Source organism: Nocardia sp. NPDC004151, from assembly GCF_042874235.1.
Taxonomy (GTDB): Bacteria; Actinomycetota; Actinomycetes; order Mycobacteriales; family Mycobacteriaceae; genus Nocardia.
Window position 1 is genome coordinate 47,105 of the sequence record NZ_JBIAMR010000025.1, and the last position, 22,722, is coordinate 69,826.

Sequence of the window (22,722 nt, forward strand, 5' to 3'; positions counted from 1 at the left end):
CGCGAACTCGGACCGCGACCAGGACTCATCCCTGGAGGTCGGGCGGCAGGTACTCCGGGTCCGGCGGCGGCTCGAAATCCGGTGGGAAATCGAAGTCGGACAGCGGGATGTCGAAGTCGGGCAAGGGATCCCGGAGTGTGCCGGACCGGGAACCCGTGTCCGCGTCCGCGGGCGGCTCGAAGTCCGGCGGCGCATCCGGGCCGAGTGGCGCTTCTGAGCCCGGGCGCGCCGAGGGTGTGGCGCCTTCCGGCGTTCCGGGACGCGCCGAAGCGGGTCGGGGGCGCAGCAATTCGACCTCGACCGGTTCGGTGGGCCCGGGGTCGTCGTAGTCCGGTTCGTCCGGCAGCGGGGGTTCGTCCGGCAGCGGCGGTGCCTGCGGCGCGCGACGGGGAGCCGCGGTGGTGATGATGGCGGCGAGTTCGGCCGGGCCGGGCAGGTGCGCGGGCGCGATGGTGCGACCGGAGCGGACGTAGTGGAAGGCCGCGAAGGTCTCGGCCAGCACGTCGGCTTCGGGGCGGCCGCTCCGCGCGGCTTCCAGCCGGGCCCAGGCCAGCCGGTAGACAGCCAGCTGCACGGAGACCGAATCCTCTTCGCCGCGCCGGGGTTCCGCGCCGGTCTTCCAATCCACGATCACCCAGGCCCCGTCGGGGCGGCGGAAGACGGCGTCCATGCGGCCGCGGATCACGGTGCCCGCGATGGTGGTCTCGAAGGAGATCTCCACTTCCACGGCATTGCGGTCGGCCCACGGGGAGGCGAGGAAGGCTTCCTGGAGGCGCATCAGGTCGGCGTCGGTGTCGGCGGTGTCGGCCGCGCCGGGCAGGGTTTCGAAGCCGAGCAGGCGGGCGCCCGCGAACCAGCGTTGCAGCCAGGCGTGGAAGGCGGTGCCGCGGCGGGTGTAGGGGCTGGGCGGGTAGGGCAGCGGACGGCGCAGGCGCGCAGCGAGTTTCGCGGGATCGGCGCGCAGGTCGACCAGGGCGGTGGCGGCGAGCTGGCCGGGGAGTTCGACCTCGCGGATGGATTGTTCGGCGGCGCGGTGCTCGGCGATGAGGGCGTCGACGTCCTCGGCCCAGCCCTCGGGGTCCTCGTCGTCGGGGTCGCCCGACGCGCCGGCGGTGGTCTCGGGATCGGTTGCCGTGGCGGCGAATCCGGGGCCGAAGTCGAGTTCGATCTGTTCGGGCCGGGATTCGTCGCGCAGCACGTCGAGGGCGGCCTTGACCAGGGCCGCGCCCTCTTCCACGAATTCGCGGCGGGCGCCGAGCGGGTCGCGGGGCCAAGTGGCGGTCTGCGGATTGTCGGTGAAGGGGTTGGGTGTGCCGGGCAGCGGCGGGTCGTCCCAGCGGTCGATCTGCACGCCGCCGGACAGCGAGGAGCCCGGCGTCTCGGTCTCGTTCTTCAGTTCGAGCAGGAACCCGGAGGCGCCCTTGGGTTTCGAGCCGGTCTCGGCCCAGTGGTGGGCGGAGACGAACAGGGCGCGTTCGGTGCGGGTGAGGGCCACGTAGAACAGGCGGCGTTCCTCGTCGAGGCGGCGGGCGGCGAGGGCCTTCTTGTGTTCGTCGAGGGCGCGTTCGAGGTCGGCGCGGTCGTAGAGGTCGGCCAGGTCCAGAACGGGCACGCCATCGGTGGCGTCCTCCTGGGCGCGGTCGCCGCGCAGCGAGGTGGGGAGTTCGGCGAGCGCGCCCATCCAGGTGGCGGTGCCGGTGCCGGAGGGGAAGGTGCCGTCCACCACGTGCGGGACCGCGACCACCTCCCATTCCAGGCCCTTGGCGGCATGCACGGTGAGGACCTGGACCCGGTCGTGGGCGACCTCGACTTCGCCCGGCTCCAAACCGTTCTCGACCTCCTCGGCGGCGGCGAGGAAATCGAGCAGCCCGGTCAGGGAGGAGCGGTGGTCGGCGGTGTAGCCGGCCACCACCTCCGCGAAGGCGTCGAGGTGTTCGCGCCCGGCGGCGGCGTGGGTACGGCGGGCCTGGGTCTCCACGCCTACGCCGATGGTGCGCTCGACGTCGGCGACCAGCTCGGCCAGCGGCTGTCCGGAGCGTTCGCGCAGCGCGCCCAGTTCCCGGCCCAGCGCCACGATGCGCGCGAAGCCTTGCGGCGAATACTGTTCCGCCTCACCGGGATCCGCGATGGCGTCGCCGAGGCCCGCCTTCTCGGCGGGTTCGGGGGCGACCTCACGCAGCGCCTCGTCCAGGGTGGCGGTGTCGGTGATGGCGTCGGTCTGCCCGGCCGGGCGGCGAATGGACAGCTCGCGGGCGCGGCGGGACAGGGCCGCGATATCGGAGACGCCGATGCGCCAGCGCGCGCCGGTGAGGAGGCGCACCGCGGCGCTGCCCGCGGCCGGATCGGCGATCAGGCGCAGGGTGGCGACGATATCGGCGACCTCCGGCGTGTGCAGCAGCCCGCCCAGGCCCACGATCTCCACCGGCAGCCCGCGCTCCCGCAGCGCCTCGGCGAGCGGCGCGGCGTCGGCATTGCGCCGCACCAGTACCGCGGAGGTCGGCGGCGGGTTCTCGGCCTCGGCCGCCTCGGCCCATTCGGCGGCGATCCGTTCGGCCACCCATTCCCGTTCCATCGCGACGGTTTCCGCCAGCGCCAGCGCTACCAGGCCGTCGGTGGCGTCGGGCCGGGGCCGCAGCGCGTCCACTGTCACTCCCCCGCCCCGCGCCGCCCGCTCGCGCAGCGGATCCGACACCAGGTTGGCCAGATCCAGCGCTTCGGGCGGATTACGCCAGCTGGTGAGCAGCGGCAGCACGGGCGCGGGAATCCCTGGCGCGCTGGGGAAGTCGGTGGTGAACCGCGGCAGATTGGCCGCCGAGGCGCCGCGCCAGCCGTAGATCGACTGCATGGGGTCGCCGACGGCGGTCACCGCCAGCGGCTGCCGCCGTGCTCGCGCGGCGGTCGAGTCGGCCGGTTCGCCGGGGCCGGTGGCGTCATCGGCGCGGGTGGGCCGCCGCACCGGGTCTCGACCGTTCTCCCGACCCCGCTCCGGGTGCCCCGCGCCGCCGGCCGGCGCCGCGGCACGGTCGTTCGACAGCGCGACCGTATCACCGGACAGCGGGGCCGTGGCCGTATCACCGGACGGGACAGTGGATTCCGGGCCCATGGCGGCCGCGCCGAACAAGGAGGAGAGCAGAATGCGCTGGGAGTGGCCGGTGTCCTGGTACTCGTCGAGGAGGACCAGGCGGAAGCGGTCCCGTTCCGCCACACCGACTTCCGGGTGGGTGGCGGCGAGGCGGGCGGACAGCGACATCTGGGCGCCGAAGTCGAGGGCGCCGCGGCGGCGCAGTTCCTCGGCGAGGCGGTCCACCAGTGGGAGCAGGGCCACCCGCTCCCGCTGGGCTTCGACGATGTCGGTGAGGGCGCGTTTGGGGCCGCCTTTCTGGCGGGGCCCGGCGGGGAGGGTGTGGACCAGGCGCTCCAATTCCAGGTGGGCCGTGGCCAATTCGCGGGGATGGACCAGGTGTTCGGCGAGCTGGCCGGTCAGGGCGAGGACGGCTTCGGTGACGCCGACGGGGCTGCGATCGGTGTCCAGATCGCCGTCCCAGGTGGAGACGACGCGGTAGGCGAGCTGCCACAGCTGGGTCTGGGTGAGCAGGGTGGCGGTGGGTTCGACCGGCAGCAGCAGACCGTACTCGGTGAGCAGGCGGCCCGCGTAGGAGTGGTAGGTGCTGATCTCGGGTTCGGCGGCGGCGAGCTGGGCGCGCAGGTGCCCGGTGGGGTCGAGGTCACGGACGACGGGCGCGCCCGCGAGCCGGGCGAGGCGGGTGCGGATGCGGGTGGTGAGCTGCTGGGCGGCCTTGCGGGTGAAGGTCAGGCCCAGCACCTGATCGGGTTCGACCAGGCCGTTGGCCACCATCCACACCACGCGGGCGGCCATGGTCTCGGTCTTGCCGGCGCCCGCTCCCGCCACCACCAGGGTGGGGCCGGGCGGGGCGGCGATGACGGCGGCCTGTTCGTCGGTGGGCGGCGGCAGGCCCAGCGCGTCGGCCAGTTGGCGCGGGGTGACGCGGCCTCCGGCGGCCCGGTCGTCGCCCGCCTCCGGTTCGCGGTTCGATGCGGTGGTCACTCGTCGGTCACCTGGCGGCCGCGGTCCTGCACGGGGCAGCTGCCCGCCACCTTGCAGTGGCGGCAGCCGTCATTGCGCATGGCGAGGTAGCTGGGACCCTTCGAGGCGTCGGCGGCGTGGTGCACGATGTCGCGCCAGCTGTCGACGCCCGCGGCGTCCAGTGGCGGCTGGGTGCGCTGGGTGGCGCCTTCCTTGGCATTGGGTTTGGCGACGTAGACCAGGCGCGCGCCGCCGGGTTCGCCCTCGCCGAGCGCGCCCTCGGCGGCGGCGACCTGGTAGGTGGCCAGCTGCGCGTGCTCCTCGGCGGCCTGTTTGGAGATGGGGGTCTTGCCGGTCTTGACGTCCACGATGACGAAGCGGCCCAGGGCATCTCGCTCCACCCGGTCCACGCGGCCGGTGATCCGCACCGGCACCTCGCCGGGGCCGCGGGCGGGCAGCACGCAGTCCACCGGGACCTCGACGCCGATGGCGGTGAGCTCGTCGCGGGTATTGCGCAGCCAGGCCAGGAAGGTGTCGACCATGGTCTCGGTGCGGCGCAATTCCGCCCGGGAATGCCAGTTCTCGCCGTCGCGGGCGGTCGGGTCGACCTTCTTCCACGCCTTCACCAGGGCCTGCTTCACCTGGATCTCGCTGACCTGCCCGGCCAGCGCCTGCACCAAGGTGTGCACCAGATTGCCCTTGAGGGCGTGCGGGTTCTCGGCGTCGCTGCCGCCGTGGCGTTCCAGCGCCCAGCGCAGCGGGCAGGTCTCGAGCTGGTCGACGGTGGACGGGGACAGGGAAATGACACCGGATTCGCTGTCCCACAACGGATTCACCGAGGAGAGTTCGGCGGTGCCGTACCAGTCGTCGGGGTGCGCGCCCCGCACGCCCGCCTGGGCCAGCCGCGCCAGTTGCCGGGCCGCACGGGCGCGGCGTTCCGGCGCGGACTCGGGATCACAAGCGGCGGTGCGCAATTCGGCGATCAGGGCGTGCATGGCCAGGGCGCGGCCCGGGTCCACGGCCGGTGGAATCTTGCCCGGGCGTCCGTCGGCGGCGTCGGCGTCCAGCTCGCCGAGGAAGCGCGACGGCACCAGATCCTGGTCCCCCGTGACCGATTCGACCGCCGTGACCAGCAGCGACCGCCGGGCCCGGCTGCACGCGACCAGCAGCAGCCGCCGCTCCTCGGCCAGCAGCGGCGCGGACCGGCTGACTCTCTCTCCCGAGCCGCCCACGCCCGCGAGCAGGTCCACCAGTTCCTCGACGCCCAGCAGGGTGCCGCGCAGCCGCAGGTCGGGCCAGATCCCCTCTTGGACGGCGGCGACCGCCACGGTGTCCCACTCCTGGCCCGCGGCCGCGTGCGCGCTGCAGATGGTCACCGCCTCGCCCGGGTCGGTGATCGGCGCGTTGTCCTGCGGAATCACCTGCTGCTCGAGGTATTCCACGAAGCCCTCGACGGTGGCGCGCGGCAGCCGGTCGACGTACGCCGCAGCGGCCTCGAACAGCCCGACCACCGCGTCGAGGTCCCGATCGGCCTGTATGCCACCCGCGCCGCCGCGCTCGGACTGGCCCACCCAGCGCCGTTCCAGGGCGGAGGCAGTCCACACGCCCCACATCACGTCCTCGAGACCGGCTCCCTCGCGCCGCAGCTTCCGCGCCCGGCCCAGCGCCTTCAGCACGCGCCGCAGGGGCGCGGCCTCCACGGTGGTCAGCTTCTCGAGCAGGACCCGATTCCCGGTTCCCACCAGCAGATCCCGGAGGATCTCGGCTGACGACCGGTCCAGATCGGCGAAACGATCGGCACCCCCGTCGAAGTCAGCGGCGAGCCCTTGCGGCGGCGCGGCGGGTCGGGCGGCCGGGTCGGCCGGACCAGGCGTGTCGGAGGGCTCGCGCTCGCGGCTCGAATCAGACTCCACCACAACAGGTTCCGCCGCTTGTTCGGGCGCTGTGGCTGCGGCGTCCGCGTCGTCACGCTGTGGATAGCCGAGCTCCATCACGGTGCGCCGGATGCCGCGGCGCAGCCGGCGCAGACTGATCTGGTCGGCGCCGCCCAGGGGGCCCGCGAGCAGGTCGAGCGCGTCGTCGGCGGTGAAGGCGATGGGTCGCGGGCGCCGGACGGCGGTCGGGTCACCGGCGGTGATCGCGCGCAGTGCCAACAACATCCAGGCCGCGCCCCGCCGCCGGGCGAGCGGGACATCGGCGGGCGGCTGCCGGACCGGCACCCCGGCAGCGAGCAGGGCCCGGCGCAGCGGGCCCAGGGACAGCGGGACCGACCGCACGATCACGGCCATCCGAGACCAGGGCACGCCGTGCGTGAGGTGGGCACGGCGCAGGTGGTCGGCGATCAGCGCCGCCTCCTTGGCCGGTGTGGTGAGGACCTGCACCCGCACTTCGCCCTCGATGTGCGCGGCACCCGAGTACATTTCGGGCATTTCGGGCGCGGTGATGGTCCGCGCGCCGTTCGAACGCTCTGCCCCGTCGCGAGTGGGTTCGGCGTGCGGGCCGGGCGGAGTGCGATGGGTCGCGGAGCCTGGGAGGCGGGAGGCGATGCGGTCGGCTACTTCTTGGACAGCGGTGGCCGAGCGGTGGTTTCGGCGGAGGATGATGCGACGGTCGGCCGGGGTGCCGGGATCGGCGGCGAAGCGGGGGTCGGCGCCGCGGAAGGTGTAGACGGCCTGGTCCGGATCGGCGGCGATGATGGTGGTGGCGTTGCCGGAGCCGAGCAGGCGGATCAGTTGGGCGGCATGGGGATCGAGATGCTGGGCATCGTCGGTGAGCACGCAGTGCAGCTGATCACGTTCGGCGGCAAGGAGTTCCGGGTCGGCATGGAAGGCGTCGAGAGCGGCGGTGACGAGTTCGGCGGCATCGAGGGCGGGTGCGCTGGCCTCGGGCACGTCCATGCCGACCGACCAGCGCAGCATCATGATCTGCTCGTAGCGTTCGGCGAAATAGCCGGCGGCGACCCATTCGGGGTGACGATGTTCGCGGCCGAGTTCGATCAGATCCTCGGGTCCCAGACCGCGTTCTGTGGCCCGCAACATGAGGTCCCGCAATTGTTCAGCGAACCCCGCCGCGGTGAGGGCCGGATGCAGGCGTTCGGGCCATCCGGCGGCGCCGTCGGCGAGGTCGCCGCGCAGCAGTTCGCGGATCACGATGTCCTGTTCGGATCCGGTGAGCAGGCGCGGCGGCGGATTGCCGTGGGCGGCCGCGAAGGAGCGCAGCAGGCCGAAGGCATAGGAGTGGACGGTCCGCACCAGCGGCCCCCGGGTCGCGCCGGGCACGCCGGCCACGTCCGGATCGAACGCGGTGGAATCGAACCCGGCCGGATCGCCGGCGGCCGCGGCGACGCGGGCGGTGATGGCCGCGCGCACGGCGGTGGCGGCCCGCTTGGTGTAGGTGAGCACCAGCACCGATTCCGGCGCGGCCCCGGCCAGGATGCGGGCGGCGGCCACCTCGGCCAGCAGCGTGGTCTTCCCGGTGCCGGGCCCGCCGAGCACGTGCCAGGGTTGCCAGCCGGGGTCGGCGCCGAGCTCGTGGAAGAGCGGCCGGAGGGCGGGGTCCCACTCCCGGGGGAGTGTCTCCGCCTCGGCTCGGCGCACCAATTGCACCGAGCTATCCGATCGCATCACGTCGGCTATTTCAACAGACCGGCCCGACAGTCTTCGTTTGCCATGAGTTGTCCGTGCCGCCTGTCACATTCCACGAGGCGTTCATGATCAACCAGGGCGGGCACGGACCGCGATGTCCTGCGGCGCGGGCAGGCAGCAGAATGGGCGTGTGGTGGAGCTTCATACTCATCGTTTCGGTCCCCCGACCGGTCCGGTCGTGCTGGCATTGCACGGGTTGACGGGCCATGGCAAGCGCTGGCAGGCCCTGGCCGACGAACATCTCCCCGACGTCCGGATCATCGCACCGGATCTGCGCGGGCACGGGAGGTCGCCCGGCGTGCCGCCGTGGGATTTCGAGGCGATCGTGGATGATCTCACCGCATTGCCGGAACTCGGGACCGGCGAACCGGTGGTGGCGCTCGGGCATTCGTTCGGCGCGGCCGTCGCGGTGCATCTGGCGCATCGGCGACCGGAGCTGGTGCGCGGTCTGGTGCTGCTGGATCCGGCCATCGGCCTGGACGCCGAGCGCATGCTGGGCATCGCGACCTCCATGCTGGCGTCGCCGGATTACGAGAGTGTCGAGCAGGCCCGTTTCGACAAGCTGGAGACCGCGTGGGGCGAGGTCGATCCCGCGGTGCTGGACGCCGAGCTGGCCGAGCATCTGGTGCCGACCGCGCACGGCCGGGTCGGCTGGCGGATGACGCTGCCCGCGATCATCGCCTATTGGGGTGAGATCGCGCGCGACTTCGTGCTGCCGCCGCGTCATCTGCCGACGGTCATGGTGCAGGCGATGAAGGTGGATCCGCCGCTGGTGTCCCCGGACTTCCGGGCGGCGCTGACCGCGCATCTGGGCGACCGGCTCACCGTCCACGACTTCGACTGCGACCACATGGTGTCGCAGGCGCGCCCCGCGCGGACCGCGGAACTGGTCCGCACTCTGCTCTGATCTCACGGAAGGCGTGAAATGCCCACCACCGAAGCCGAAATCGAGCGGGTGCGGGAATTGGTGGCGGCGATTCCGCCCGGCCGGGTCGCCACCTACGGCGATATCGCGGCCGCGGCGGGCTTGTCCACACCGCGCACGGTGGGCTGGATCATGCGCACCGACGCCGCCGATCTGCCGTGGCATCGGGTGCTGCGCGCAAACGGCACGCCCGCACCACATTTGGCGCACCGGCAGTTGGCCCAGCTGGCCGCCGAGGGCTGCCCGCTGGCCGGGGATCGCGTGGACTTGCGGCGGGCCCGGTTCCGGTTCGAAGACTGAACCGGCTACCGGCCCCGGGCCACGGAGGAATTCTGTTCCCTACAAACGAAAATCATGGAAAAACTCCGGCCGGATCGACGAAATCGCCGGGCCGGAAGGGCCATCAGGCCGCGCCGCGCTCGAACCGGCGGCGTTCGCGCGGCGAGAGTCCGCCCCAGATGCCGAAACGCTGATCGTGGGCGAGCGCGTAGTCGAGGCATTCCTTGCGGACGTCGCACGAGGAGCAAATGCGCTTGGCCTCGCGAGTGGAGCCGCCCTTGTCGGGAAAAAATGCCTCGGGGTCGGTCTGGGTGCACAGGGCCTGCTGGTGCCAGGATTCGGAGTCGGCTCCGTCCCGGCGGGCGAGAGATTCGAACATGGCATCGAAATTGGTGAAAAGCAGCTTCACTATCCTCATCCCTTCAATACAAGTATCAGAAAGAAAGACGCGCGGTATGGTTTTTATCGACCTATGCCGCAGTCACCACTGACCGCAGCCAACCGCGCCTGCTCACCATTGACGAAGATGCGACGGGCGTGCACAGCCGCCGGTGCCGCCGACCACGGCGCGAGCGCGGTGGTGAACATGAGTTCACACCAGCTCAATGCCGGAACCTCGCCGCCCGCGAGGGTATTCAGAAGAGAAAGTTCCTGATCACTGTCATTCCACGCGGCGAACAACCACGAGGCGTCCAGCCGGCCCAGGAATTCCTCGGCGTCCTCCGGAATGCCCAGCGGCGCGTCGACCGCGAGGTGAACGACCGCGGCGATCGCGTGGCGCATACGGGCATCGAGGCCGACACCGTCATGAAGCAACAGGCCTTCGAGCGACTCCCGCAATCCCGCGCCGCGGTCGATCCGGAAGTCGTTCCGCCGGGCAGTGGTGACGTCGAACATTTGTTTCCTCCCTTGAAAATGCGCTTGTCCCATAAGCGCCATGCGCTGATTTAAATGGCCCCGTGATCTTGTTGTCCAGTTTTGGGGCAATCTGGGGCAAACCCCTAGCAGTACTGACACTGGCCAGTGTGGGTACCCGCCGGGAACCGCACCGCAGGGTGCCTGGCACCACGCGGGCAAACATATAGGGAGTGGCGTGTTCCGCCGTTTATGGTCTGACCATGCCTTATGTGCGATCAGGTTCAGCAACAGTGCATTACACCACCGGCCAGGTCAGCGACCCCACGCTACTGCTCGCCCACGGTTTCTTCATGGACGAGTCGATGTTCGATCCGATGCGCGAATCCCTGGCAGCCGCCGGTATCAATCTCGTAACAGTCGACGCGCGTTGCCACGGACGGACACAGACACCCGATGGCGAACCGTTCAGCTATTGGGATCTCGCGGCCGACGGATTGGCCGTGCTCGATGAACTCGGAATCGAGCGCGCGGTCATCGGCGGAATGAGCCAGGGCGGCTACTCCACATTGCGCATGGCATTGCTGGCGCCCGAACGCGTCCAGGGGCTCGCCCTGATCGATACCGAGGCCACCGCGTGCACGCCCGCAGAATTGGCCTACTATCGCGAATTCTTCGAACGCTGGAGCGGAGAGGAACCACTGGCGCCACTGGTGGCCGAATTGGCCCCGCAACTCATCGGCGGCACCGATCCGCGGCAGTGGCGAGCCTGGACCAGCCGCTGGTACAGCTCCGACCGCACGGCCATCATGCCCGCGGCCCGCTGCCTGATGGACCGGCGCTCGGTACTGCACCGACTATCGGAGATCACCGCCCCGGCGCTGGTGGTGCGCGGTAGCCAGGACGGCAACAGCACATCCCAGAAATCCGAGGCGCTCACCGCCGGGCTGCCCGGAGCCGACGGCGTGGTGACCATCCCCGGCGCGGGGCACGGTGCGGCCTGGACCCATCCGGAAGTCGTTGCGCCCCTGCTGATCCGGCTGGTCGAGCAGTGCACCGCGCGGCGTGAGAGCAAGCGGGCGCGGTCGGCGCCGTGGCCGGCCATGCGCGGGAATCGGGCCACGCGCGAAGTTCAGGCCGCGCAGTAGCCGGTCGAGCGCGCGGCAACCCTGCGGGCCGTGCCCATGGCGGTCACGGCAGGCCGGCGCCATCGCCGAACGCGGTCCCATCGGGGGAGGTCCCGGCCTCGTGCCAGCTCGGAATCCCGAGGAAGATCTGGATCTGGCTGGGATAGGCGGCGTTGAAGACGCTGAACAGCTGGACCGCGATATCGAAGCGCCGGGCGGTCTCCCGCTCGCGCAGGCGCATGGTGGCGCGGGGCCGTCCGTAGGCGGCGACGCCCTCGTCCCACATTTCCCGAAAAAGTCCGAAACGTCCGAGTTCTGCGAGAAATTCAACCGACCAGGCGGTATCTCCGGAGCTCGCGATCAGCCCGCGCAACCAGTGCACGGTGAGCCGGACCTCTTCCTCCCACTCGACCATCACCTCACGCGCCGCGTCGTTGCCCAGGAACCAGCGCAGGATATTGGTGTCGCGCTCCAGCCCGGGGAATGCGCGCGCGTAACTTTCGTTGCACGCCAGCACATTCCAGCGCGTATCGACGTAGGCGGCCAGATTCGGCTCGTGCAGCTCGAGGGCCCGGCGCATGTCGTCGGTGATTTCGGCGCGCAGCTGCTCCACGGTGGGGAATTCACTCACGCCCAGTCCGGCCAGATCGAGCAGATGGCGACGCTCGACGGCGGACAGCGGGGTTATTCGGTCCAGATATCGCAGCAGCGCGTCCACCACTTCACGGGTGGGGTGGCCACGGTCGCCCTTCTCCAAATGGCTGATGTAGCTCGCGCTCACCCCGGCGTTGAAGGCGAGTCTTTCGCGCGATACGCCTCGCGCATCACGCAACCGGCGCAGCAGCAATCCGAAGGTCGGCGGCTTCAGATCGTCCGAGTCCCTATCCGGTTTCACGCCCAGCACCACGCCGTTCCCTCTCCACAAACACTCAGCAAACCAACCTTCATCGCTCTGAGTCCTCCTGGTTCCGGACAGTGGGACCCGGTGTGACGCCTGGTGCGAACTGTGACGAACGCCGCATACTCCGCCAGTTCTCGACTCGGATACTGCCATATGCGATTGTTCCGAAGGTTAAAACAAGACCATTTCTACTATGTGTCGTGCCACATCTCATAACGTAACGACTATCGGCAATTGCTTAGCAAGCGCAGGTTTCCGGCGTGCCCGGCGACCCTTGAACAGCGTGCCACTACGATCTTCAACCATGCGCAGTGAGGCCCTGACACGCCCCCACCCTGGAACGGGATCGTGACACCCGTCGACGCCATCGTGCTGGCCGGAGGAAAGGCCAGCCGGATGGGCGGTGTGGACAAACCCGCGCTGGTCGTGGGCGGGCAATCCATGCTCGACGCGGCGCTCACCGCGGTGGCCGGCTGCGCGCGCACGGTCGTGGTCGGACCGCACCGGCCCGAACTGCCGCCGGAAGTACTTCAGGCACAGGAGATACCGGCCGGGGCGGGCCCCGTCGCCGCCATCGCCGCGGGCTTGGGCGCCCTGGCCGGGTGTGAGTTCCCGGCCGGGCTGATCGTGGTGCTGGCCGCCGACATGCCGTTCCTCACCGCCGCCGCGGTGAGCGAACTGCTGTCCCACGCAAGGGAATCCGGGAGCGACGCGGTGTTCGCCGCCGACGCCTCGGGCCGCCCGCAATACCTGGTCGGGGTGTGGCGCCGCGCCGCCCTGGACGCGGCGCTGAAATCCCTGGATTCCCTGGTGAATCGGCCGATGAAGGCGCTGGTGCCGGTCGACACCGCCATGGTCGCGCTGCCTGGAGTCGAGGACTGCGACACTCCCGAGGATGTGCGCCGGGCGCGCACCGGCGCGGTCCGTTCGGCCGAACCGCTGTGGCTCGACGAGGCGCGGGATGTGCTGCGCGGGAGCATCTCCCCGCTGCCGGCGCGCCGCGCCACCCTGCGCGCGGCGCGCGGGGCGACCCTGGCCGCCCCGCTGCTGGCCGCGGACGCGCTGCCGCGTTTCGACGTGTCGGCCATGGACGGGTACGCCGTCAGCGGCGACGGGCCCTGGCAGCTGCGCCGCGATATCGGATTCGCCGGCGGTGAGCGGCCGGTGGGCCTGCTGGACGGCGAAGCGGTCCGCATCGCGACGGGCGCGCACGTGCCCGACGGAACCAGTTCGGTGGTGCGCGACGAGTTCGTGCACATCGACGACGACGGCACCCTGTACCGGCTGCCGGACACGCCGATCCGCGAGGATGTGCGCCGCCGCGGCGAATACTGGCTGCCCGGTGCGGAAGTCGCGCCCGCGGGCACCCCGGTCAATGCCGCGCTCATCTCGGTGGCCGCCAGCGCGGAGGTCACCGCGGCGCCGGTCCGCGGCCCGGTGCGGGCGCGAATCGTGATGACCGGTGACGAGATTCGCGGGGAAGGCCCGCTGCACACCGGCCAGACCCGCGACGCCATCGGCCCGGTGCTGCCCGACATTCTGGCCTGGTACGGCGTCACCACCATCGACCGGGTTCACCTGCGCGACACCGAGAATGCCTTCGACGAGGTGCTGGCGGCCGCGGCCGACTGCGATCTGCTCGTCATCGTCGGCGCGACCGGCGGCGGCGCGGCCGACCAGCTGCGCTCCGCGCTGGACCGCACCGAGTCCGCCGTGCTGCTGCGCCGGCTGCGGCTGCGGCCGGGCGGCTCCACGGTGGCCGCCCAACTGGCCTCCGGCACAGTCGTTCTGGGACTGCCCGGCAACCCGTTCGCGGCCATCTCCACGCTGCTGGCGCTGATCGGCGCCACCGTGGAGGGCATGACCGGCGCGAAGCCGGCGCGCCGGGTGCTGGGCCCGCTGGCCAACGCGGCCGAGCTGACCGCTCCGGTGGCCCGCATCGTCCCCGCGCAGGCGCTGCCCAGTGGCGGCTTCCAGGGCGACCTGCGGCTGCACACGGCCCATCTGGCCGATCTGCTGGACCGCGACGGCCTGGTGATCGTTCCCGCCGACGCCGAGGACGGCGCCCTGGCCGAGTTCATTCCGCTGCGAGGCTGAGCGCGGCGTCCCCCATTCCACCGGGCTCAGCCGGGCAGACCGAGAACGGTCAACAGCTGGCCCGGGTAGGCCGCGCCGTCGATGCGACCGGTCTGGGCGAAAACCCGGCGGCGCACGCCGGTGACCGGGTTGCGCATGTGCAGGGTGAAGACGTGGGGCGCGAACTCGACGCCGCCGTCGGACCACGCCTGCCGGAATTTCGGGAATTCCCCGAGGTCCCGGATCAGATCGGCGAATCCTTCGGAATTTCCGGAACGGCCGATCAATGCGCGCATCCAGCCCGCGATCAGCCGGGCGTCCGACTCCCAGTTGACCATCACTTTCACGGCCAGATCGTGACCGAAGAACCAGCGCAGCATATTGCCGTGCCGCGGCAGTCCCGGGAACGCGTCGTGCCAGGGGGCATTGCACGCCAGCAGATTCGACCGGATGTCCAGGAGCGCAGCCATATTCGGGCTGTGCAGATCGAGGGTACGGACCATCTCCGGGGTGATGACCGCGCGCAGTTCCGCCGGGGACGGGACCTGGTCCGATCCCAGGCCGGCGAGGTCGTCGAGCTGGCGGCGGTCTGCGCTGGACAGCGGGACCAGCCGGTCCAGATAGCGGGTGAGCGCGGTCACCACTTCGCGAGTCGGGTTTCCGCGGTCGCCCTTCTCCAGATGCGTTATGTAGCTGGCGCTTACGCCCGCATTGAATGCCAGCCGTTCGCGGGATACACCGCGATTGTCACGCAGCCGCCGCAGCAGGTTTCCGAACGTGGGTGCTTCGAGTTCCCGAAATTCCTGTCCGAATGCCGCTCTCGCGCCCAATGGTTCCCTCCTTCTCGGAATCTCGATGGCCCACCTCGCCTCCCCGTAGAGGCACCACTGAGATCCGCTTCAGGACGGATACTTACACAGATTGGGATATGAACTGCTCAGCGCCGCAAATCCAATCAGTATCACCGAATAATCCTGTTGGTATATGCGACACGGGATCGGCGATGGACGGCGGGAAGTCCGATCTCCAAACTACCGTCAAGCCCCCAAAGCCAGGGACTGTTCCGCGGAAGAGTTTTTCGCTTCCCGTGAACGCGCTGGATCCGGGGCGGGCACCGCGTCGAGCAGGCGGCGCGTGTACTCCTCGCGCGGGCTGCCGAACACGGCGTCGACCGGCCCGGATTCGACGATACGCCCTTCTCGCAGGACCGCCACCCGGTCGGCCACCTGATGCACGACGGCCAGATCGTGACTGATGAACAAGCAGGCGAATCCGTACTCGGCGCGCAGGTCCGCGAACAGGTCCAGCACCCGCGCCTGCACCGAGACGTCCAGGGCGCTGGTGGGCTCGTCGGCCACCAGCAGGCGCGGCGCCAGAGCCAGCGCACGGGCCAGCGCGACACGCTGGCGTTGCCCCCCGGACAGCTCGCCGGGGCGGCGTGTGGCGTACTCACGCGGCAGCCGTACCGATTCGAGCAGTTCGCCAACCTTGGCGCGGAGCAGCGCGCCCGACGCCGCCCGGTGCACGCGCAGCGGCTCCCCGATCGCGTCCTCGACCGACCGCCGCGGATCCAGCGAGGCGGTCACGTCCTGATGCACGAGTGCGACGTTCTTGCGCAGCCCGCGCAGTTCGCGACCCGGTAGCCCGGTGAGCGGAACTCCCTGCAACACCACCTCTCCCGCCGTCGCGGGCACCAGGCCGAGCGCGGTGCGGCCGAGAGTGCTCTTGCCCGAACCGGATTCCCCGACCAGGCCGATCACCTCGCGCGGGGCCAGCGTCAACGACACGTCCCGCAGGGCCTGGAACTTCTTGCCGTGGCGGCGGTAGACGACCGAGAGATCGCGGACGCGCAGCACCGGTTCGGGGTCGGCCATGGCGGCCGCATTCGACTCGGGCTCGGCGGCCACCACGGCCACCGGGGGCACCGGCGCCGCGCCGTCCTCCGGCAGCACCGGGACGGCGGCCAGCAGTTCCCGCGTGTACTGCTCGCGGGGGCTGGCGAAAAGCACACGGACCGACTGTGTTTCGACCACCTCCCCCGCCCGCATGACCACCACCCGATCCGCGATGGCGGCCACCACGCCCAGGTTGTGGGTGATGAACAGGATCGCGGTGTCGTTGCGGCGCTGCAGGTCCCGCAGCAGGTGCAGGATCTCGGCCTGGACGGTGACGTCGAGCGCGGTGGTGGGTTCGTCGGCGATCAGCAGGTCCGGTTCGCCGGACAGGGCCAGCGCGATCACGACCCGCTGCTTCTGCCCGCCGGAGAGCTGATGCGGATACCAGTCGACCCGCGTCTCCGGTTCCGGGATGTCGACGAGGCCGAGCAGTTCGATGGCGCGGGCGCGGGCCTGCGCCTTGCCGATCGGCCGATGGGCGCGCAGGGCCTCGGCGATCTGGCTTCCGATGCGGCGCACCGGGTTCAGGGCGGTCTGCGGCTCCTGGAAGACCATGGCGGCCCGGGTGCCCCGCAGAGGCCGCAGCTCGTCCTCGGTGGCGCCGATGATCTCGGTCCCGTCCAGCCGGACCGAGCCGGTGGCGGTGGCGCCGGCGGGCAGCAGGCCGAGCACGGCGCGCGCGGTGAGCGATTTGCCGGAGCCGGATTCACCCACCAGTGCCACGGTCTCCCCGCGCGCCACCTGGACGTTCACGCCGTGCACGACCTCCCGCACACCGAAACGTACTGCCAGGTCACGAATGTCGAGCAAGATCTCGGCGGTCATATCACCCTCCGGGCGCGGCCCAGAGCCTGGGCGATCAACAGGAATCCGAGCGTCAGCGCCGACACCACCACCAGCGGCCCGACCGCCATGGCCGGATTGGCGTCCAGATTGCGGGTGGACTCGGCGATGAGGGACCCCAGCGACGGGTCCGGCGGCCGTACCCCGATGCCGATGAAACTCATGGCGCTGTCCACGAACACGGCCAGCGACAACGACAGCGCCAACTGCACCCCGAGCGGCTCGATCACATTGGGCAGCACGTGTTTGCGCAGGGTCCAGGTGGTGCTCGCGCCGATCACGGTGGCGGCCTCGACGAAGGGCTGCTCGCGCACGGCCAGCACGGCGGCGCGGATCTGCCGGCCGAAGATGGGGACCTCGGCGGCGATGATCACGATGGCGACCGCGTGCGCGCCCGGCCCGGTGACGGCGGTCAGCGCGATCGCGAAGATGAGCGCCGGGAACGCCAGGATCAGGTCGAACACGCGCTGCGCCAGCACATCCGCGACCGGATTCACGGTGGCGGCCAGCCCGATGACCGAGCCGAGGACCGCGCCCGCCGGCACCGCGAGGAAGGCGATCAGCAGGTCGACGCGGATGCCGTACAGCAGGCGGGTGAACACATCCCGATTGAGGTGATCGGTCCCCAGCCAGTGCTCCGCGCTCGGCCCGAGCAGATTGGCCCCCGGAATCTGCTCCAGCGGAGCGTATTTCGTCAGCAGCCCGGCGGACAGCGCCGCGCCCGCGATGACGGCGATGAGCAGCACTCCGGCCAGCCCCTGTCCGCGAGTCAAGGCCCGCAGCGGCGACCGATCCGGATCGGCCACGCGCAGCGGACTTTCCGCCGCTGCCCCCGGCGCACCGCGCTGCCCGGCCCCGGTCGCGCCGGGCAACTCGGGCGCGGCGTCGTCGGACACGTCCACAACGGCGGGTGCGGGCGCCGCCGCCACCGTGTTCGCGGGCGGATGCCCCGGTGCGCCCGGCGGAGGATCGGCCACCGGGTCCACGGGCAGGACGCTTGCGGTCACGGTGTGCTCGCTCATGCGCGGCCTCCGATGCGGATGCGGGGATCCAGGTACGCGTGGGCGATGTCGGTGAACAGTTGGATGGCCACGAACACCGCCACCGAGAACAGCAACAGCGCCTGGACGACCGGGTAGTCGCGGCGATTGATGCCCTCTTCGATGAGCCGGCCGATACCCGGCCACGCGAAGGCGGCCTCCACCAGGACCGCACCGCCGAGGAGATTGCCGGTCTGGATACCGAGGGTGGTGAGCATGGCGGGCAGGGCGTTGCGCAGGGCGTCGTGGGTGACGATGCGGCGACGCGGGACGCCGAGGGCGCGGGCGGTGAGGATGTACGGCTTGGCGAGTTCGGTGCGCAGCGCCTCGGTGAGGAATCGGGTCAGCGCCGCCGACACCGGCAGGGCCAGGCACACCGCGGGCAGCAGCAGGTACTGCACGGCGATGTCGGGCCGGGTGAGGAAGCCGTCCGGTGGCAGGCCGCCCGAGGGCAGGACGGGAATGGTCACGGCGAAGACCAGCACCAGCAGCACACCGGTCACGAAGACCGGGATGGCGACGGTGACCGTGTTCGCGGCGGCCACGATCACGTTGAGCCAGCGGCGATCCCACAGCACCGACGCGACCGACACCGCCAGGCTCACGACGACCGCGAGCAGGAGCGCCGCACCCGCGAGGATGAGCGTGTTGGACAATCCGCGGCCGATGAGGTCGGAGATCTGGCCGCCGATGAGGTACGAGCGGCCCAGGTCGCCGGTCACCACGCCGCGCAGCCACGACAGGTATTGGGCGGGGATGGATCGGTCCAGTCCGAGCTGATGCCGGATGGCCGCAACGGTTTCCGGCGTGGCGTCGGCTCCGGCGAGGATGGTCGCCGGATCGCCGGGCACCAGCCGCAGCAGCAGGAAGATCAGCACCGAGGCCCCGAACAGCACCGCCAGCGCGGAGGGGATCCGGCGCAGCAGGTGGGCGGTCATGCCAGGAACGCCTCGGTCAACGCGAGTTCGCGCCGCTTGGTCCAGTTGAAGCCGTGCAGCTTCCGGGTCGCCGAGCCCTGCGAGTACCGGACGCCGATCTCGATGAGGAACAGGCTGTCCAGCAGCTGATCGCTCAAGGCCTGGTAGGCGCGGACCGCCTCCGGGCCGGTGCTCTGCGGCAGCTGCCAGGCCGCGTCGGCGGCCGCCACGTAGGCGGGAGATTCGAAGTGGGAGGCGTTCTTCCGGGCGTTGAACGGGTACGCGCTGACCGTGAGGGTGGAGGGCACGAACTGCGCCCAGGAGTGGTCGGTGATCCACAGGCCCGGGAACTGCGCGCCGATCAGCTGCTTGACGAAGGTGGCGTTGTCGGTGGGCGCGAGCTCCACCTCGACGCCGACCTCGGCGAGGTTGGCCTGGACGATCTGCGCGGCGGCCTCGTACGCCGACACCGCCGTGTTGTAGGTGAGCGGGATCTTCGGCGGCTTGGGCAGCTGCGCCAGGATCTGCTTGGCCTTGGCCACATCGCGCGAGTACCGGGTGTTGCGGGCGGCGTCGAAGGCCGGGGAGTTCTTGGGCCACGGCAGATTCGCGGCGTAGCCCGCGCCGCGGAACACCTCGGCGATGATGCGCTCGCGGTCGACCGCGTAGGCGATGGCCTGCCGCAACCGCACGTCCGACAGCGCCGGGTCGGCGACGTTCACGCCGACGTAGATCTCGAGCTCGGCGCCCTCGTAGGTGTGGACGCGGTAGCCGTCGGCCTTGGCCAGATTCTCGTTGTCGCGGTAGGTGACGCCGTCGGCGAGGTGGATCTGCCCGGTCTTGAGGGCGTTCAGCTGCGCCTGGTTGTCGGAGATGATGGCGATCTCGACCCGATCGAGGTAGGGGCGATCCGGCACCCAGTAGTTCGTGTTCTTCTCGAACACCAACTGCTGGTTGGGGATTCGCTGCACGAACCGGAACGGCCCGGTGCCGATGATCTTCTCGCCGGTGCCGAGCTGATCGATCGATTCGCTGTCGAGGATGGGCACGGTGTCGAGCAGGTCGAACAGATTGCTCAGCGGGTGCGCCAGGGTGAGCGTGACCCGGTGCGGGGCGCTGGTGTCGATGCCGGTCACGGCGGCGGCGGTGCTCTTGAGCTGGCCCGACCATTTCGGGTCGGCGTAGGTGCGCAGCGAGAACTCCACGTCCTTGGAGGTGAAGGGGCGGCCGCTGTGGAATGTCACGTCGTCGCGCAGTTCCAGGGTGATGGACTTGCCGTCGGGCGCGACCGTCCAGCTCTTGGCCAGCAGCGGCTGTGGTTCGAGCTTGTCGTGCGGGTATCGCACCAAGGACTCGAAGACCAGGCCGACCACGTACGGCGTGGTGCCGGTATTGGTGAGCAGGTTGGCGGGGACGAGGTCGACCAGCACGCCGTACTTCAGGGTCCCGCCGCGCACGGGTTGCGCATTGTCGTCGCCGCCCTTCGGCCGGCTCACCGCCGAGGTGCAGGCGGCCAGCGCCCCGCCGCCGAAGATCGCCAGGGCGGCGACGGCCGAGCCGCGCAGGAAGTGACGGCGGTGGAGGGCGCCGGGGGACGAATTCATCTGGAAATCCTCGAGTGTGGACCGATCGCTGGATTGTGTGCGGCGACGCTAACCGCGAATGCATGACGGATCACCGGTTGCACGCAGCCAGAGTGAAACCCTGGCCGCCACACCGGCGGGCGGCCTTTGCTGGGGAGCATGTCAGTCCCCGCCCATGCCCGTGGTTATGAGAGTTTCTCCGGTGAGATCGGCCGCACCACCGCCGATTCCACACCGGAATGGCAGTATCCGCCGGTCGCGCCCGCCGGCGCGCCGAATGTCGTGGTGGTGCTGGTCGACGATATGGGGTTCAGCGATATCGGCCCGTTCGGTTCGGAGATCGACACCCCGGTTCTCGATCGGCTGGCCGCGAATGGATTGCGGCTCACCAACTTCCACACCACGCCACTGTGCTCGCCGTCGCGGGCCGCGCTGCTGACCGGAATCAATTCCCACCGCGCCGGTTTCGGTTTCGTCGCCAATGCCGATCCCGGCTATCCAGGGTTGCGGCTGGAACTGGCCGACGATGTGCTGACGCTGCCGGAAATCCTGCGCGCCAACGGATATGCGACGTACGCGGTCGGGAAATGGCATCTGGTGCGCGACGCCACGCTGCATCCGGCCGCGCGGCGCGATTCCTGGCCGACGCGACGGGGATTCGACCGCTATTACGGCTCTCTGGAGGGCCTGAACTCCTTCTACTACCCGAATCAGCTGATCTCGGACAGCTCGCCGGTGAATATCGAGGAGTATCCCGAGGACTACTACCTCACCGACGACTACACCGATCACGCGGTCGGCTACATCAAGGAACTGCGCGCGCACGACGCCACCAAGCCGTTCTTCCTCTACTTCGCGCACACCGCCATGCACGGTCCGTTGCAGGCCAAACCCGAGGATCAGGCCAAGTATCGGGGCCGCTACCGCGAGGGCTGGGATCGACTGCGGCAGAGCCGATTCGCCTCACAGCTCGCGCAAGGATTGTTCCCGCCCGGGACCGAGCAGAAGCCGCGCAATACCGAGCCGGGCTACGAGGCCCAGGAATGGGATGCGCTGACCGACGAGCAGCGCTCGCGGTTCGAGCGGTACATGGAGGTGTACGCGGGCATGGTCGACAGCATCGACCAGAGCCTGGGCCGGATCGTGGACACCCTCGAACAGCTCGGCGAGCTGGACAACACCATCATCGTGTTCACCTCGGACAACGGCGGCACCGCGGAGGGCGGGCCGGAGGGCACCCGCACCTACTTCGCGCAGTTCGCCCAGGTCGACGAGCCGGAGTGGGAGCGTGACGTCCCGCACGACGACGAGCTGATCGGCACCGCCAAGCTCGGCGTGCACTATCCGCGCGGCTGGGGACAGGCCTCGAACACGCCGTTCCGGTTCTACAAGGGCCAGACCTTCGCGGGCGGGGTCCGGGTGCCGTTCGTGCTGTCCTGGCCGCGGGGGCTGCCGCGGACCGACGGCGACAGCGGGGTGCGCCAGGAGTACGTCTACATCACCGACCTGGCTCCCACGCTGCTCGACCTGATCGGCCTGGAGCGTCCGAGCGTCCGTAACGGGCTGCCCGCCAAGGACTTCGACGGGGTCTCCGCCGCGCGGGTGCTGCACGATCCTTCTGCGGTCTCCCAGCATGTCGAGCAGTATTCGGAGATGACCGGGCATCGCGGCTTCTACCGCGACGGCTGGAAACTGCTCGCTCTGCACGAGCCCGGCCGCGACATCGACGACCCGCGCTGGCAGCTCTTCGACGTCCGCACCGACCCGACCGAGCTGCACGACCTATCCGGGCAGCTACCCGACAAGGTGACCGAACTGGCCGCCTCGTGGGACGAAGCCGCCTGGCGCAACACGGTTTTCCCGCTGCTCACTCGTGGGGATCTGGCACGGCGACGGCCCGAGGAGGCGCGGCTCGCCGATCCGGTCCGGATCCTGCCGGGCACGCCCACGCTCGAGCGATACCGTTCCCAGCGGCTCATCGCCTACCGCGACTTCACCGTCACCGTCGAACTCTCCGGTTATCGGGCCGGGAACGAGGGCGTCCTGGTCGCGCACGGTGACCCGCTCGGCGGCTACCTGCTCTACATCGAGAACGGGCGACTGATCTTCGGCTACAACGCCTACGGGCGGTACGCCACCCTCGACGCGGGCGAAATCCCCGAGGGCAGTCGGCTTCTCACCCTGTCGGCGACGGTCCGGCCGCACCTGCGGTGGGACTTCACGCTGGGCATCGACGGGGTGCGGGCGGGCGAGTTGCCCGGCCAGGTACAGCTCGTGGGCATGTCACCATGGACCGGAATCTCGGTCGGGGTTGACGCGCGTGGGCCGGTGTCGTGGGATCTCCGTGAGCGCCGGGGTGTGTTCCGGTACAGCGGGGAGGTTCGGGCTGTGACGTATCAGCCGGGGGCTGTGGGGGTTTCCGAAGAGACGCGGCAGGCGTTGGATAGTGAGGCGGAGTTGGTCGCGGAGTAAGAGACTCAGAGATCAAGAGATCAAGAGTGAGGGGCTGGAATGTTCTCGGACAGTGAGGGTTTGATTTCTCAGGCTGTTTTGTTCCGTGCGAACCAGGCGGACTCTACTTCGTTCGGCGTG

15 protein-coding genes are annotated in these 22,722 nt (G+C 70.2%); 5 read left to right on the plus strand and 10 right to left on the minus strand.

Going from position 1 to position 22,722, the window contains the following annotated elements; all coding sequences use genetic code 11:
• Window positions 1–25: 25 nt before the first annotated feature.
• Both ACFYTS_RS34950 and ACFYTS_RS34955 read right to left on the minus strand, forming a co-directional pair.
• Window positions 26–4,066, minus strand: coding sequence for an ATP-dependent helicase (locus ACFYTS_RS34950; RefSeq protein WP_387309528.1), 4,041 nt, complete (start codon window positions 4,064–4,066; stop codon window positions 26–28).
• On the minus strand, window positions 4,063–7,668 hold the full coding sequence (locus ACFYTS_RS34955; protein WP_387309539.1) for an ATP-dependent helicase: 3,606 nt from the start codon (window positions 7,666–7,668) through the stop codon (window positions 4,063–4,065). Before ACFYTS_RS34955 ends, ACFYTS_RS34950 begins: the two co-directional genes overlap by 4 nt.
• Window positions 7,669–7,819: 151 nt before the next feature.
• Here ACFYTS_RS34955 and ACFYTS_RS34960 point away from each other — a divergent pair, with 151 nt between their 5' ends.
• Entirely contained in the window at window positions 7,820–8,596 is a 777-nt protein-coding gene (locus tag ACFYTS_RS34960; RefSeq protein ID WP_387309529.1) for an alpha/beta fold hydrolase, read from the plus strand.
• Between the two features lie 18 nt (window positions 8,597–8,614).
• Window positions 8,615–8,914 carry an MGMT family protein gene (locus ACFYTS_RS34965; protein ID WP_357286984.1) on the plus strand — a complete coding sequence of 100 codons (300 nt, stop codon included), beginning with the start codon at window positions 8,615–8,617 and terminating at the stop codon, window positions 8,912–8,914.
• A gap of 103 nt (window positions 8,915–9,017) precedes the next feature.
• On the opposite strand, the gene ACFYTS_RS34970 is transcribed toward ACFYTS_RS34965, so the two are convergent.
• On the minus strand, window positions 9,018–9,311 hold the full coding sequence (locus ACFYTS_RS34970; protein WP_357286987.1) for a WhiB family transcriptional regulator: 294 nt from the start codon (window positions 9,309–9,311) through the stop codon (window positions 9,018–9,020).
• 44 nt (window positions 9,312–9,355) lie between these two features.
• The gene (locus ACFYTS_RS34975) at window positions 9,356–9,790 is read right to left on the minus strand and encodes a hypothetical protein (protein WP_357286990.1); all 435 of its coding nucleotides are present in this window, start codon (window positions 9,788–9,790) and stop codon (window positions 9,356–9,358) included.
• Between the two features lie 251 nt (window positions 9,791–10,041).
• Here ACFYTS_RS34975 and ACFYTS_RS34980 point away from each other — a divergent pair, with 251 nt between their 5' ends.
• Entirely contained in the window at window positions 10,042–10,896 is an 855-nt protein-coding gene (locus tag ACFYTS_RS34980) for an alpha/beta fold hydrolase (RefSeq protein WP_387309530.1), read from the plus strand.
• A gap of 43 nt (window positions 10,897–10,939) precedes the next feature.
• Here the strand turns inward: ACFYTS_RS34980 and ACFYTS_RS34985 are convergent, their stop codons facing one another.
• A complete protein-coding gene (locus tag ACFYTS_RS34985) occupies window positions 10,940–11,770 on the minus strand; it encodes a helix-turn-helix domain-containing protein (RefSeq protein ID WP_357286995.1) in 831 nt (276 codons plus the stop codon).
• A gap of 354 nt (window positions 11,771–12,124) precedes the next feature.
• On the opposite strand from ACFYTS_RS34985, the gene ACFYTS_RS34990 reads away from it, so the two are divergent.
• A complete protein-coding gene (locus tag ACFYTS_RS34990; protein ID WP_387309531.1) occupies window positions 12,125–13,873 on the plus strand; it encodes an NTP transferase domain-containing protein in 1,749 nt (582 codons plus the stop codon).
• A gap of 26 nt (window positions 13,874–13,899) precedes the next feature.
• On the opposite strand, the gene ACFYTS_RS34995 is transcribed toward ACFYTS_RS34990, so the two are convergent.
• The 5 genes from ACFYTS_RS34995 to ACFYTS_RS35015 form a co-directional block, all read right to left on the minus strand.
• Window positions 13,900–14,682, minus strand: a complete 783-nt coding sequence (locus tag ACFYTS_RS34995) for a helix-turn-helix domain-containing protein (protein ID WP_387309532.1) — start codon at window positions 14,680–14,682, stop codon at window positions 13,900–13,902.
• A gap of 207 nt (window positions 14,683–14,889) precedes the next feature.
• Window positions 14,890–16,572 carry a dipeptide ABC transporter ATP-binding protein gene (locus ACFYTS_RS35000; RefSeq protein WP_387309533.1) on the minus strand — a complete coding sequence of 561 codons (1,683 nt, stop codon included), beginning with the start codon at window positions 16,570–16,572 and terminating at the stop codon, window positions 14,890–14,892.
• On the minus strand, window positions 16,569–17,612 hold the full coding sequence (locus ACFYTS_RS35005) for an ABC transporter permease (protein ID WP_387309534.1): 1,044 nt from the start codon (window positions 17,610–17,612) through the stop codon (window positions 16,569–16,571). Before ACFYTS_RS35005 ends, ACFYTS_RS35000 begins: the two co-directional genes overlap by 4 nt.
• The gene (locus tag ACFYTS_RS35010) at window positions 17,609–18,568 is read right to left on the minus strand and encodes an ABC transporter permease (protein ID WP_387309535.1); all 960 of its coding nucleotides are present in this window, start codon (window positions 18,566–18,568) and stop codon (window positions 17,609–17,611) included. Before ACFYTS_RS35010 ends, ACFYTS_RS35005 begins: the two co-directional genes overlap by 4 nt.
• Window positions 18,565–20,151: an ABC transporter substrate-binding protein gene (locus ACFYTS_RS35015; protein WP_387309536.1), complete on the minus strand. Its 1,587-nt coding sequence runs from the start codon at window positions 20,149–20,151 to the stop codon at window positions 18,565–18,567. The genes ACFYTS_RS35010 and ACFYTS_RS35015 overlap by 4 nt, the downstream gene beginning before the upstream one ends.
• A 138-nt stretch (window positions 20,152–20,289) precedes the next feature.
• Between ACFYTS_RS35015 and ACFYTS_RS35020 the strand changes: the two genes are divergently transcribed.
• Entirely contained in the window at window positions 20,290–22,602 is a 2,313-nt protein-coding gene (locus tag ACFYTS_RS35020) for an arylsulfatase (protein WP_387309537.1), read from the plus strand.
• The last annotated feature ends 120 nt before the right edge of the window (window positions 22,603–22,722 follow it).